At 71.0% G+C, this 13137-nt stretch carries 12 protein-coding genes and 1 pseudogene; 3 read left to right on the top strand and 10 right to left on the bottom strand.

Translation table 11 applies throughout. The features are described from left to right. From AB0H56_RS26285 to AB0H56_RS26275, 3 genes and pseudogenes are all read right to left on the bottom strand, one after another. Positions 1–260 (bottom strand): annotated as a pseudogene (locus AB0H56_RS26285) (2-keto-4-pentenoate hydratase); the annotation flags it as partial. Next, positions 254–1753 carry an MDR family MFS transporter gene (locus AB0H56_RS26280; protein WP_357168041.1) on the bottom strand — a complete coding sequence of 500 codons (1500 nt, stop codon included), beginning with the start codon at positions 1751–1753 and terminating at the stop codon, positions 254–256. The gene AB0H56_RS26280 and the pseudogene AB0H56_RS26285, both read right to left, overlap by 7 nt. A gap of 15 nt (positions 1754–1768) precedes the next feature. Beyond that, positions 1769–2824 (bottom strand): ferredoxin--NADP reductase, encoded by a 1056-nt coding sequence (locus tag AB0H56_RS26275; protein WP_357168039.1) that lies wholly within the window; start codon positions 2822–2824, stop codon positions 1769–1771. Positions 2825–3013: 189 nt separating this feature from the next. Between AB0H56_RS26275 and AB0H56_RS26270 the strand changes: the two genes are divergently transcribed. The 3 genes from AB0H56_RS26270 to AB0H56_RS26260 all read left to right on the top strand — a co-directional run bounded on the left by AB0H56_RS26270 (position 3014) and on the right by AB0H56_RS26260 (position 4993). Next, positions 3014–3811: a mycofactocin-coupled SDR family oxidoreductase gene (locus AB0H56_RS26270; protein WP_357168037.1), complete on the top strand. Its 798-nt coding sequence runs from the start codon at positions 3014–3016 to the stop codon at positions 3809–3811. Position 3812: 1 nt separating this feature from the next. Beyond that, complete coding sequence (locus tag AB0H56_RS26265; protein WP_357168035.1) at positions 3813–4640, top strand: mycofactocin-coupled SDR family oxidoreductase; 828 nt, start codon at positions 3813–3815, stop codon at positions 4638–4640. A 128-nt stretch (positions 4641–4768) separates the two neighbouring features. Then, positions 4769–4993, top strand: coding sequence for a hypothetical protein (locus AB0H56_RS26260; protein ID WP_357168033.1), 225 nt, complete (start codon positions 4769–4771; stop codon positions 4991–4993). Positions 4994–5010: 17 nt separating this feature from the next. Here the strand turns inward: AB0H56_RS26260 and helR are convergent, their stop codons facing one another. From helR to AB0H56_RS26225, 7 genes are all read right to left on the bottom strand, one after another. Continuing rightward, positions 5011–7191: an RNA polymerase recycling motor ATPase HelR gene (gene helR / locus AB0H56_RS26255; protein WP_357168031.1), complete on the bottom strand. Its 2181-nt coding sequence runs from the start codon at positions 7189–7191 to the stop codon at positions 5011–5013. A 164-nt stretch (positions 7192–7355) separates the two neighbouring features. After that, entirely contained in the window at positions 7356–8231 is an 876-nt protein-coding gene (locus tag AB0H56_RS26250; protein WP_357168029.1) for an alpha/beta fold hydrolase, read from the bottom strand. Further along, complete coding sequence (locus tag AB0H56_RS26245) at positions 8228–9019, bottom strand: SDR family NAD(P)-dependent oxidoreductase (RefSeq protein WP_357168027.1); 792 nt, start codon at positions 9017–9019, stop codon at positions 8228–8230. Before AB0H56_RS26245 ends, AB0H56_RS26250 begins: the two co-directional genes overlap by 4 nt. 21 nt (positions 9020–9040) lie before the next feature. Further along, positions 9041–9298 carry a hypothetical protein gene (locus AB0H56_RS26240; RefSeq protein ID WP_110040719.1) on the bottom strand — a complete coding sequence of 86 codons (258 nt, stop codon included), beginning with the start codon at positions 9296–9298 and terminating at the stop codon, positions 9041–9043. Positions 9299–9306: 8 nt separating this feature from the next. After that, positions 9307–10968 (bottom strand): FAD-binding protein, encoded by a 1662-nt coding sequence (locus tag AB0H56_RS26235; RefSeq protein WP_357168025.1) that lies wholly within the window; start codon positions 10966–10968, stop codon positions 9307–9309. An 11-nt stretch (positions 10969–10979) separates the two neighbouring features. Continuing rightward, complete coding sequence (locus AB0H56_RS26230; RefSeq protein WP_357168023.1) at positions 10980–11351, bottom strand: nuclear transport factor 2 family protein; 372 nt, start codon at positions 11349–11351, stop codon at positions 10980–10982. Between the two features lie 92 nt (positions 11352–11443). Then, a complete protein-coding gene (locus AB0H56_RS26225; protein WP_357168059.1) occupies positions 11444–12979 on the bottom strand; it encodes an FAD-binding protein in 1536 nt (511 codons plus the stop codon). Between the last annotated feature and the right edge of the window lie 158 nt (positions 12980–13137).

Below are 13137 nucleotides of genomic sequence, written 5' to 3'. Positions count from 1 at the left end.
ATCTCGGCGAGCAGGTGACCGTAGTCGGGTTCGTCCACGCCCATCATCTGCTGCATCGCCTTCGACGACAGACCCACCTTGTGCCCGACCACCTTCGCACCGTTGTGGATCCGGTCCCGGATATTGAGCAGCTGGATCTCATACGCGTCGACCACATCGATCCCCGGATACCGGTCGACGAGCGGGGACACCGCCACCCGATCCCGCTCCGCCCGCGCCAAATCGGCGGCGACCTCGGCGCGCACACTGGCTGTCAGCATCCTGATTTCCTCTTCTCCTCTGATGTGCTCATCCCATGCTCGCTGTCGAGAGGGGTGGACAGGTCGGGGTCTCCCGCTGGATGGACCGGAAATCGGGACCGGCCGGGAATCGTGGCGCACACCACGACCAGCACGACGGTCACCGCCGCGATACTCACGAACACGAGATGCACAGCGGCGGACAGATTCTCCGGTGACGGCGCCCCGGCGCCGTCGAGGCGGGCGTTGACGAGCGCACCGAACACCGCCAGGCCCACAGCGCTGCCCAGCGACCGCGCGAACATGTTGGCCGAGGTGACGACGCCGCGTTCGGTCCACGCCGCGCTCGTCTGCGCCGCGATCAACGTCGGCGTGGCCACCAAGCCCATGCCGGCGCCGACCACGAAACACGAGGCCCCGACCTGCCACAGCGGCGAACCCTCGTCCAGCAGCAGGGTCGTCGCCGTGCCGAGCGCCGCGACGCCGCTGCCGAGCACGGCGCAGGTGCGGAACCCGAAGCGCAGGTACACCTTTCCCGCCTGCGCGGCACTCAGCGGCCAGCCGAGGGTGAGCGCGCCGGTGACGATGCCCGCCACCAGCGCGCTGGTCCCGAGCACACCCTGATTGAACATCGGCACGTACGTTGTGAACCCGAACAGCAGCGCGCCGCCGAGCATCGAGGCCACACTGCCGGCGATCACCACCCGGCGGGTGAACAACCACAACGGCAGGATCGGCCGCGCCGCCCGCGCCTCGACCGCCACGAAGAGCGCGAGCGACACGGCGGCGCAAACGAACACGCCCAGTCCGGTCGGCGAACCCCACGCCCACGCCCGACCGCCCTCCAGCAGCCCGAGCACCAGCGCCCCCGCGCCGAGCGTCAGCAACACCGCACCCGCGTAGTCGACGCGATGGCGCCGCCGCGGGACCGATTCGTGGAAGTGGCGGATCAGCATCCACCCGGCCAGGGCCGCGACCGGCAGGTTCACCAGGAATATCCACCGCCAGCCCAGATAGTCGGCGAAGACACCACCGAGCAGCGGTCCGGTCACCGAGGCGACCGCCCACACCCCAGCCAGATAGCCCTGCACCGTGGCCCGTTCGGACAGCGTGTAGAGATCACCCGCGATGACCATGGTGGTCGGCTGGATGGCGCCCGCCCCGATGCCCTGGATCGCGCGGAACGCGATCAACGCCACCATGCTGGTGGCCAGCCCGCACAGCAGCGAACCGAGCGCGAACACCACGACACCGAACAGCATCACCGGCTTGCGGCCGAACGTGTCGGCCAGCGCGCCGTAGATCGGCACCGTCACGGCCTGCCCGAGCAGATAGATCGTGAACAGCCACGGGAACAGCGCGAAATCGCCGAGGCTGTCGGTGATCGACAGCACCGCCGTCGCCAGGATCGTCGAATCGAGGGCGACCAGGGCGGTGGCGAGCATGAGCGAGGCGAGCACGGGTCCGCGTTCGGAGCCGAAGCCGACCTCGGCGCGCACGGTATCGGTTGCCACAGCACACCTTCCGGGTCAGAAGCGGATGCGGACGCTGTCGGTGCGCGGGCGGGCCTGGCAGGCGAGGGTGTATCCGGCGTCGATGTCGTCCTGGTCGAGGACCCCGGTGCTGTCCATGGTGACCTCGCCGTCGACCACGGTGCACGCGCACGACCCGCACTCGCCCTCGCGGCACGAATACGGCACGTCCAGGCCGTCGGAGAGCATCACGTCGACCAGGGTGCGCGAGCGCGGCCAGCGCAGGGCGTGCACCTCGCCGTCGAGCTCCACCTCCACCTCGGCCGCGTCAGCGGAGTCGGCGGGGTCGAGCGGCTCGGGCTCGGCGAACGGGTCACCGGTCAGCGACACGAACACCTCGGTGGTGACGCGCTCGCGCGGCCAGCCGGCCCCGGCCAGGGCCTCGGTCACCGCGGCCATGAACGGGGCCGGACCGCAGACGAACGACTCGAACGAGCCGTACGGCGCGGCGAACGCGGCCAGCCGCGCCGCCGAGGGCAGGCCCTGCAGGGACTCGAGCCAGTGCGTCACCTGCAGCCGCTCCGGGTACCGCTCCGCCAGTTCGCGCAGCGCGTCGGCGAAGATCACCGACTCCGCGCCCCGATTGGCGTAGAACAGCACCACCCGGCCGGTCCCTCCTGCCAGGGCCGAGCGCAGGATCGACATGACCGGGGTGATGCCGCTGCCGCCCGCCCACAGCAGCAGATCGGTGTCGAGCGAGGCCGGGGTGAAGGTGCCCAGCGGGGGCAGGACGTCGATGGTGTCCCCGGCGGAGATGTTGTCGCACAACCAGTTCGAGCCGTAGCCGTCGGCGGTGCGCTTGATCGTCACCCGCGGTGGCTCACCCGTCAGCGGGGAACTGGCCAGCGAATAGCACCGGGCCACCGGGGCGGGCCGGTCACTCGGGATACGCAGCGTGAGGAACTGGCCGGGCCGGTAGGCGAAACGGTCGGCGGCGTCGGCGGGAACGTCGAAGACCAGCGAACGGGCGTCCGCGGTCTCCTCGATCACCTCCGCCACGCGCAGCGTCACCACCCGCGAGCTCCGCGAGACCTCGGCAGTCGCACTCGTCACTGGTGTCCTCCTCCGTCACTGAACCGGTGTTCGGCCCACCGTCGCAGGGTGGCGGCGGTGGTGGCGATGCCGATCCCGGTGGACGGGAGACGGTCACGGACTGCCCGCTGACCGGGAAGACGGGGCGGAGGGCACCGGCGCCGGCCCTAGCGTCGGCGCCGTGGACACTCGAACCTCCGGGGGCGCCCGATGAACCGCATGCAGAACACAGTCGCCCTGGTGACCGGCGCGGCCGGGGGCATGGGCCGCGCCCACTGCCGCCGGCTGGCCGAGGAAGGCGCCGACATCATCGCCGTCGACATCGAGGCCGCCGCCGCGGGCCTGGCGGAAACGGCCGCCGAGGTCGAGGCACTGGGCAGGCAGTGCGTGACCGCGACGGCCGATGTGCGTGACCAGGCCGCGCTGGACGTCGCCGTCGCCGACGGCGTCGCCGCGCTCGGCCGCCTCGACGTCATCGTGGCCAACGCGGGCGTCTATCGCGACCACGCCCTGTCCTGGGAGATGCCCGACCAGGACTGGCAGCTCACGATCGACATCAATCTCACCGGCGTGTGGCACACCGTGCGCGCCGGGGTGCCCGCCCTGTCCGACGGCGGCTCGGTGGTGATCGTCAGCTCCATCAACGGCATCATCGGCGCGGCGAACTCGGCGCACTACGCCACGAGCAAGCACGCCGTGGTCGGCCTGGCCAAAACCCTGACCAACGAGCTGGGACCGCGCGGCATCCGGGTGAACACGGTGCACCCGGGCTCGGTGGCGACACCGATGATCCTCAACGACGCCGTCTACGCCAAGCTCCGCCCCGACCTGCCGAACCCGACCCAGCAGGACGCGGCCGAGGTGCTGGCGGCGCGCACGGTGCTGCCGGTGCCGTGGGTGGACCCGATCGACGTGAGCAACGCCGTGCTCTTCCTCGCATCCGACGAATCCCGTTACGTGACGGGAACCCAGGTCGTCGTCGATGCCGGACTTACTCAGAAGGTGTGACATGGGACGGGTATCGAACAAGATCGCGCTGGTCACCGGCGCGGCCCGCGGCATCGGCCGCGCGCAGGCGATCCGCCTGGCCGAAGAGGGCGCCGACATCATCGCCGTCGACGTGTGCGGGCCCGTCGAGACCGTGGTCTCGCCCGGCGCGACCCCCGAGGATCTCGACGAGACCGTGCGCGCGGTCGCGGCCACCGGCAGGCGGATCGTGCCCGCCGTCGTCGACGTCCGGGACGGCGCGGCCCTGCGCGCGGCTGTCGACGCCGGGGTCGCCGAGCTCGGTGGGCTCGACATCGTCTGCGCGACAGCGGGAATCAGCTCCAGCGGTCCCGCGCTGGAACTGACCGAACAGCAGTGGCAGACGATGATCGACGTCAATCTCACCGGGGTGTGGCAGACCTGCAAGGCCGCGGCCCCGCACCTGATCAGCCGCGGCGGCGGCGCGATGATCCTCACCAGCTCCATCGCGGGACTGCGCGGGCTGGTCGGCGTCGCCCACTACACCGCCGCCAAGCACGGCGTGGTCGGGCTGATGCGCTCGCTCGCCAAGGAACTCGCGCCGCACCATGTCCGCGTGAACTCGGTGCACCCCACCAACGTGGACACCCCGATGATCCAGAACGACATGGTGCGCAAGGTGTTCCGGCCCGACCGGGAGAACCCCACCCGCGAGGAATTCGCCGAGGCGGCCGTGACGATGAACATGCTGCCGATTCCGTGGGTGGAACCGGTCGACATCGCCAACGCCACCCTGTTCCTCGGCTCCGACGAGGGCCGCTACGTCACCGCGGTCACCCTCCCCATCGACGCGGGCTCGACCCAGCGCTAGCGCGTCACGCCGCCGCGCCCCCGACCCCGGTCCACGCTGGACCGGGGTCGGGGGAGGTGGAAGCACCGGCCCGGTTCGCTTCGGGAGTGTCGTTCGTACGAGAAGCCCACAGGGCGGAACGGAGCACGATGATCACCCGCAACACCGCTCATCGGCGCATCGGCGCCGCACTCGGCGCGGTCGCTGTCGCATTGGGCTGCAGCGCCCTCGGCGCCCCGCCCGCCCTCGCGCAGGACTGCCGGCCCGCCACCGACACCTACTCCGTCGAAGAGCCCGCCACCGTGCCACCCGACGACGCGAACACCGGCGAGGGACCCACCGAGGACCACCGCCAGGTCGAGTACACCTGCTAGGACGCCGCGCGCCGGGGTCACCGGGTCGTGAGGGGCGCGATGAGACCAGCCAGGGCGGGCGGCAGCGGCTCGTGATGCACGACACCCAGGCGCTGGGTGGCGCGGGTGAGGGCGACGTAGAGTTCCGCCGCGCCGCGCGGGCCGTCGGCGAGGATCCGGTCCGGCTCGACGACGAGGACCGCGTCGTATTCGAGCCCCTTGGTGTCCGACACCGGCACCGTTCCCGGCATCCCCTGCGGTCCGATCACGACGCTGGTGCCGGGGCGGTCGGCCTCACTCCGTACGAATTCCTCGATCGCTTCGGCGAATCCGTCGTTGCCGACCCGGCGTGCCCATGGCTCGACGCCGCACGCGCGGACCGACTCCGGCGGGCGGACATCCGGTGCGAATTCGGCGAGCACCCCGGCGGCGACGGCCATGATCTCGGCGGGCGTGCGGTAGTTCACCGTCAGCACGCGGTAGGCCCAGCGGCCCGGCACATACCGGTCCATCACCGCCGCCCACGAGGTCGCGCCCGCGGGGGAGCGGCGCTGCGCCAGATCGCCCACCACCGTGAACGACTTGCCGGGGCACCGGCGCATCAGCACCCGCCAGTCCATCTCCGAGAGCTCCTGCGCCTCATCGACCACCACGTGGCGGTAGGTCCACTCCCGGTCCGCCGCGGCGCGCTCGGCGAGTTCCCTGGTGTCGCGCTCGAGGAAGCGTTCGGCCAGGTCTTCGCCGAAGAGCATGTCCTGGGCGAAGAGGTGGTCCTCGTCGTCCATGTGGTCCGCGCGGCCGACCATGGTGTCCTCGAGCACCCGGGCGGCGTAGGCGGCCTCGGCTCTGCGCTCGCGCTCGGCGGTGTCGTCGACCGGCTCGTGCGGGCCGAGCAGATCGACGAGTTCGTCGAGCAGGGGAACGTCCGACACCGTCCACGCCGCGCCGTCGGCGCGGTACAGCGACTCGTCGGCGCCGGCGGCGCGCAGCCGCTCCCGCGACGAATACAACTGCGCCAGCAGCGTTTCCGGTGTCAGGATCGGCCAGAGGTCGTCCAGTGCCGCGGTGAAGGCGCTGTTGTCGGCGAGCTCGGCGACCAGGTCCTCGCGCAATTGTTCCCACGCCTCGCGGTCGTCCCTGGTGAGCCAGCCCTTGCCGATGCGGCCGATGGCGCGCTCGGTGAGCACGTAGGTGATGATCTCGCGGAACACCGCGCGGGCCTCGTTGTGCGGTTTGCCCGCGGCCCGCGCTTCCTCGGTCGCCCACTGGGCCGTCTCGGCGTCGATCCGCACGGTGACATCGGCGAGCTCGATCGGCACCGGATCCACCGGCAGCCGTTGCCGATCGGCGACCGAGGCCGCGAGCACGTCGAGGATGCGCAGCGAGCCCTTGTGGCGGGCGGCCGCCGGGGTGTCCTCGGCGGTGACGCGCAGCCCGGGCAGCAGCTCACCCGCGGTCGTGAACACCACATTGGTCTCGCCCAGGGACGGCAGCACGTGCGAGATGTGTTGGAGGAAGGCCGGATTCGGTCCGACGACGAGGACGCCCTGGCGTTCCATCCGCGCCCGCTGGGTGTAGAGGAGATAGGCCACCCGGTGCAGGGCGACCACGGTCTTGCCGGTCCCCGGGCCGCCCTCGATCACCAGCACACCGGGGTGATCGAGGCGGATGATCTCGTCCTGTTCGGCCTGGATGGTCGCGACGATGTCGCGCATCCCCGCGCCGCGGGGCGCGTTCACCGCGGCGAACAGCGCCGCGTCGCCCTGCGCCGCGCCGTCGGGCCTGCCGAGCGCCTCGTCGGTGAAGCCGGTCACCTGCCGCCCGCGCGTGTGGAACTGGCGGCGCCCGCGCATGCCCTCCGGCGAGGCGCCGGTCGCCACGTAGAACGGGCGCGCGGCGGGCGCGCGCCAGTCGAGCAGCAGCGGCTCGAACTCGTCGGCCACGTCGAACAGGCCGATGCGGCCGATGTAGCTGGTTTCCCCCGACAGCGCGTCGAGCCGGCCGAAACACAGTCCGTTGTCGGCCACGTCCAGCCGCTTGGCCTCCTTCGCCAGCGCGCGGACCTCGAAGTCCCGTTCCATCGCCGACACGCCCTTGCCGCGTAGGGCCGCGTCGTAGCGACCGCGTACCCGCGCGCGCTCGGCGTCGAGCCGCGCGTAGAGGCCGGCCACGTACCGCTGCTCGGACCGTAGTTCGTCCTGATATCCCTGAGTTGACACATGCCCTCACTTTCCCGGTTCGTCCATCCCGGCGGAGCGCGACGATCACACCCGTTTCCGCAGCTCATGGCTTCGGCGGACGATTATGCGGCACGAAGGGGGCCTTGCGGCAAGGCCCCCTGTGCGCTATATGTTGGAAAGGGAAGGGAGTGTGTCGTCCTTCCTCAGCTCGCCGAGTCGAGATCCTTCCGCGTCAGGAACGCCAGCACCGCCGACTCGAATTCGTCCTTGCGTTCGATCATCGCCCAGTGCCCGCAGTTCGGGAACACGTGCAGTTCGGCGCGCGGAATCGTGCGCATCGGGATCAGCGCCATGTCGAGCGGGCTCACCCGGTCGTCGCGGCCCCAGGTGATCAGCGTCGGTGCCTGCACCCTGTGCAGCATCGCCCACGGCGGCGGGGCGTCGGAGGCCTCCATGGCCTTGACCATCATCGCGAAGGCGGCCTTGCTGTACATGCGGCGGGCGCTGTCGAGGGTCGCCGGGTCGGTGGCCTGGGTCCAGCGCTCCTCGATCAGCTCCTCGGTGACCATCGCCGGGTCGAAGACCATCGAGTGCAGCCACTGGATCAGCCGCTCGCGGGTGGGCTCCTCGGTGAACTCCTGCAGCAGCTTGATGCCCTCACCGGGGCCGGGGCTGAACAGGTTGCGCCCGATTCCGCCGATGGTGACCAGCTTGCCCACCCGCTCCGGATGCGCGATCGCGTAGTTCAGCGCGACACCGCCGCCCATCGAATTGCCGATGATGTCGACCCGGTCCAGGCCGAGCGCGTCGACGAACCGGGTGACCGCGTCGAGCGCGGTGACCATCGGATGGCCGCCGAAATCATCGCTCACCCCGAAACCGGGGAATTCCAGCACCAGGCACCGGAATCGCTCGGCGAAGCTCGCCAGATTGCCGCGGAAGTTGCGCCACCCGGTGACGCCGGGCCCCGAGCCGTGCAGCAGCAGGAGCGGGGGACCCTCGCCTGCCTCGTGATAGCGCAGCACACCGGCGTCGGTGCGGATCTCGCGCAGGGTGGCCTCGTAGCTCAGCTCGCTCATGCGTGGGTGCCTCCGTCGATGCGGATCTCGGTGCCGGTGATGAACGCGCCGTCCGCGGAGACGAGCATGGCGATGACGCCGGCGACCGCGGTCGGATCGCCCATGCCGGCGCCGCCGGACTCCCGCTCGGTCGGCAGCACCGGCGAGAGCTTCGAGAACAGCGCCCAGTCGGCATCGGCGGGCACGTAGCCGCCGGTGGCGTCGGTGATGCCGGACTTGATGCTGCCCGGCGCCACGCACACGGCGCGCAGGCCCTTGCCGCCGTACTCGAGGGCGATGGCGTGGGTGAAGGACTGGATGCCGCCCTTGCTCGCCGCGTAGGCCGCCATGTACGGGTGCGCGAACGCCGCCGAGGTGGAACTGAAGTTCACGATGGTCGCGCTCGGGTTGGCCAGCAACGACGGCAGCGCCTCGCGGACCACGAGGAAGGTGCCGGTGAGGTTCACCCGGATGATGGTGTTCCACAGGTCGAGCGAGGTCTGGTCGGTGTGCGCGGCACGCAGGATGCCCGCCGCGTTCACCAGCGAGTCCAGGCCGCCGAGGGTGTCGACGGCCGAGCGCACGCCCGCGACGACCGACTGCTCGTCGCCGATGTCGAGGATCAGGGTGGTGAGGCGGTCGGCGGTGCCGCGCTCGGCGGCCTGGGCCTGGGTGGCGGCGAGGCCGTCGGACGAGACGTCGGCGGCGACCACGCGGGCGCCCTCGTCGAGCAGTCGCAGCGCGGTGGCCTGGCCGATGCCGGAGGCGGCGCCGGTCACCAGGGTGCGGTGGTTGTCGAGTCGGTTCATGGAATTTCTCCTGAGGGTGAGTCAGCCGAGCTGTCCGGGGACCGGCTCGTGCCGCAGCTGATCGGTGGCCAAGGTGCCCGCGCGCACGGCGTCCTCGATGGAATCGCGCAGGGCCGAACAGGTGGGGATCCAGCTGCTCGGCTCGCCAAGTGCCGCGCGGCGCGCGAACTCCGGGCACGCCGACTCGGCGTCGTCGAGCCACTGGACGCTGGTGTGGCTGGGGCTGAACTTCTCGGCGAGGACCTTGTTACCGCAGGTCGCGCACTGGACGGGTTGCATGGCGCACCTCACTGCTCGCCCGCGGCGTGCCGGGCGCCGAGGTAGCCGAAGACCATCGCGGGGCCGATGGTCGCGCCGGCGCCCGCGTAGTCGTTGCCCATCACCGCGGCCGAGGTGTTGCCCGCGGCGTAGAGACCGGGGATCACCGAGCCGTCGGCGCGCAGGACCTGGGCGTCGGCGTTGTAGACCAGGCCGCCCTTGGTGCCGAGGTCGCCGATGCGCACCCGCAGCGCGTAGTACGGTCCCTTGTCGATCTCGTCGAGCGCGGGCGTCGCCAGCGTCGGGTCACCGTAGTAGTTGTCGTAGGCGCTGACGCCGCGGCCGAAGTCGGCGTCATGCCCGTCGCGGGCGAAGCCGTTGAAACGGGCGACGGTGTCGCGCAACGACTCCGGCGCCACGCCGATCGCCGCGGCCAGACCCTCGACGGTGTCGGAGACCTGCACCAGCCCGCTGCTGAGCCAGGTGTCGGGGAACTTCTGGCCCGGCACGATGCCGCCGATGGGGTAGCGGCTCTTGGCCTTCGCGTCGAACACCAGCCAGGCCGGATCGTGGCTGCCCGCCAACTGGGCGTGCACGAACGTCACGTACGGCGAGGCCTCGTTGGTGAAGCGCTTGCCCGTGCTGTCGACGATGATCGACCGGGGGATCGAGCGCTCCGAGACGAGCACCTGGTTGATCCCCTCGGGCCGCTGGAACGACGGCATCCACCAGGCGTCGTCCATGAGATCGACCGCGGCGCCGACCTTCTCGCCCGCGATGATGCCGTCACCGGTGTTGTCGGCCGAGGCGGCGCTGAAATTGTCCCGCCCGCCCTCGGGCAGGTACTGCTTGCGCATGGCCTGGTTGTACTCGAAGCCGCCGGTGGCCAGCAGCACGCCGTGACGCGCCCTGATCCGGAACTCACGGCCCTCGCGCTCGGCGAGGACACCGACCACCGCGCCGGACTCGTCGGTGATGAGCGAACGCAGCGGCGTGTCGAGCCACAGCGGCACCCCGGCATCGCGCAGGGCCAGCCGCAGCCGGGCGATCAGGGCCCGGCCGAGGGTGTCCATGTGCCTGCGCAGCAGGATCGCCTTGACGGCGCGCAGGCCGGTCAGCAGCGCCGTCCAGCGCGCCTTCCAGGTGCGGGTCACCATGTTGAGCTGCACGAAGTCCTTGGACGTGATGAACAGTCCTGGCGGGGTCGCCAGCGCGGCGGGCCGCAGCAGGTGCTCGTCGGGGCCCAGTTCCTTGAGATTCACCGGCAGCGGCTCGATGGAGCGGCCCGCCGGTCGCCCGCCCGGCGCCTCGGGGTGGTAGTCGGAATAGCCGGTGCACCACTGGAATCGAAGGTGCGGGCTGGTCTCGAGGAACTGGAGCATGCGTGGTCCCGCGTCGATGAACGCGTCGAGGTTGGCCGAGGGGACCCGGTCACCGACGACGGCGTCGAGGTAGGCGCGCACGTCGGCGCGGGAGTCGCCGAGTCCCTCGCGCAGCAGCGTCGGATTGTTCGGCACCCAGATCCCGCCGCCGGAGAGGGCGGTGCTGCCGCCGAACACCGAGGCCTTCTCGATGACGAGGGTGTCCAGGCCGCGGTCGGCGGCGGCGAGCGCGCCGGTCAACCCGCCGGCGCCGGAGCCGACGACGAGGAAACCGACTTCATGATCCCAATGGTGTTCGGTAGCAGTCATTCTCGCCTCGCTCAGCCGATGACCATGTCGTCCTGCGACCAGAACGCGCGCATGCTGGTGATGCGGGCGTCCTCGTCGAAGGTCATGACGTCGATCGGGTCCAGGGTGAAGGTCTGGTCACCGAACTCGGTGACCACGCGGAAGCTGAACGCCGCGCTGTCGCCGGCGACCCGCAGGCTGAACAGCTCGGTCGAGCGCTTCATCGGCTCGATGGCCTCGTAGAACTTCCGGATCGCCGCGACGCCGACATGCGGCTCGCTGCCGACCGGGTCCTCCACCGTCGCGTCCTCGCGGTAGAGGGCGACGATATCGGCGGCCGTGCCGCTGCCGACGGCCTCCACGTATTTCCGGACCGTCGCGCGAATGTCGTCGGCTGAAGCCATCGTGTTGCTCCTGAGATGTCGAAAGGTTGGTCTGTGAACCGTGCCACAGTGGGTGGCCCGGCCGGGTGCTGCCTCCCGGCCAGCGGGAGGGGTCATCCCTCCAGGATGTGGCGCACGGCGAGGTGGCTGAACAGCATGGACGCGCCGATCGGATTGCCGCCGCCGGGGTAGACGGTGCCGCTCACCGCGGCCATGGTGTTGCCCGCCGCGTACAGGCCGGGGATCGGCTCGCCGTCCCGGCCGAGGACCCTGGCCGCGGTGTCGGTGCGCAGGCCGCCCTTGGTGCCCAGATCGGAGATCCCGAACGCGGCCGCGTGGTAGGGGCCCTTGTCGATCGCCACCAGCGGCGGCTCGCCGGCGGAGAAGGCACGATCGTAGGCCTCGTCACCGCGCCCGAAATCGGGGTCGACGCCGGTGGGCACCATCGCGTTGAACCGCGCCACGGTGGCCTCGAGCGCCGCCGCGGGCACGCCGATCTTCGCGGCCAGTTCAGCGAGGGTGTCGGCGGTGTGCCACAGGCCCGCCGCGACGTACTTCTCGGTCTCGACCATGGAGACGTTGGTGGCCTTGATGGGTGGCACCTCACCCTCCTTGTCGTCGTAGATCATCCAGAACGGCAGGCTCAGCCCGCGCTCGTCCATCTGCCGGATGATGTCGCGGCCGAGCCGGTCGTAGGGCGCCGACTCGTTGACGAACCGGTTGCCCTCCTGATCGACGAAGATGCCGCCGGTGAACCACAGCGCGAACGCCGAGCGTCCGTCCGGGTGGGTCAGGCCCGGCGACCACCACGCCTGATCCATCAGATCGGTGTCGGCGCCCGCCGCGATGCCCGCCTGATGCGCGAGTCCCTGATTTCCCCAGGGCCCCATGGTGTCCCTGGCCTCGCCGGGCACACCGTAGTGCGTGCGCAGCTCGTCGTTCTGCTCGAAGCCGCCGGCGGCCAGCACCACGCCGCGGCGGGCGCGGATCGCGACCCTGGCCCCGTCGCGTTCGACGATCGCGCCGGTCACCGCGCCGTCCTCGACCACCAGTTCCACCAGCGGCGAGTTCAGGTGCAGCTGGACGTGCGGGTAGCTCGACAGCGCGCGCAGCATCCGCCCGATCAGCGCCTGGCCGCCGATGAGCAGCTCGGGCAGGGGCGCGCCGAGCCGATCGGTGTCGAGCGGGCCGCGCAGCGAGTCGCGCAGTGGGCCCAGCTCGGCGGCGGGCAGCGGGGTCGGCATGATGTGGCGCTGCCCGTCGAGCCTGGCCTTGGGCGCCTTGCCGAAGTAGTCCGGCCACGGCAGCATCTCGAACGCGAAATGATCGTCGGCTTCGAGGTATTCGATGAGGTCGCGGCCGCGCGTCACGTAGGTCCGCTGCAGGTCCTCCGGCGTGCGGTCGCCCACGACGGCCCGGTAGTAGGTGAGCGCGTCCTCGAGCGTGTCGTCGGTGCCCGCCCGTTCCAGCACGGGGTTGCACGGGAACCACACCCCGCCGCCGCCCGAATACGCCGTCGTGCCGCCGAACTTGTCGGTCGCCTCGACCACCGCCACGCTGAGTCCCTCGCGCGCGGCCGTATAGGCCCCGGCCAGGCCGCCGCCCGAGCCCGCGACCAGCACATCCACTTCGTCGTTCCAGATCACCACTGTCTCCTCCTGGTGCCACCGCACATCGCCGACGACGGTAGGGCCGGACCGGGCCGACGTGATGTGGATCATCCCGATCACCGGGAGGACATCGAGACGGCGAATGTGCCGGTCAGCGGGAAGGGGTCCTGCGCCGCGGGGCCGCGCGTCTTTAGCGT

The sequence above is a fragment of the Nocardia sp. NPDC050717 genome, assembly GCF_040654275.1.
Taxonomy (GTDB): domain Bacteria; phylum Actinomycetota; class Actinomycetes; order Mycobacteriales; family Mycobacteriaceae; genus Nocardia.
This window is presented reverse-complemented; position numbering and strand designations above follow the sequence as displayed.

Bases quoted from the DNA above. Each gene is read 5' to 3' on its own strand.
- AB0H56_RS26245 (WP_357168027.1), bottom strand. From the start codon at position 9,019: ATGAACCGACTCGACAACCACCGCACCCTGGTGACCGGCGCCGCCTCC.
- AB0H56_RS26250 (WP_357168029.1), bottom strand. From the start codon at position 8,231: ATGAGCGAGCTGAGCTACGAGGCCACCCTGCGCGAGATCCGCACCGAC.
- AB0H56_RS26230 (WP_357168023.1), bottom strand. From the start codon at position 11,351: ATGGCTTCAGCCGACGACATTCGCGCGACGGTCCGGAAATACGTGGAG.
- AB0H56_RS26235 (WP_357168025.1), bottom strand. From the start codon at position 10,968: ATGACTGCTACCGAACACCATTGGGATCATGAAGTCGGTTTCCTCGTC.
- AB0H56_RS26265 (WP_357168035.1), top strand. From the start codon at position 3,813: ATGGGACGGGTATCGAACAAGATCGCGCTGGTCACCGGCGCGGCCCGC.
- AB0H56_RS26240 (WP_110040719.1), bottom strand. From the start codon at position 9,298: ATGCAACCCGTCCAGTGCGCGACCTGCGGTAACAAGGTCCTCGCCGAG.
- AB0H56_RS26270 (WP_357168037.1), top strand. From the start codon at position 3,014: ATGAACCGCATGCAGAACACAGTCGCCCTGGTGACCGGCGCGGCCGGG.
- AB0H56_RS26260 (WP_357168033.1), top strand. From the start codon at position 4,769: ATGATCACCCGCAACACCGCTCATCGGCGCATCGGCGCCGCACTCGGC.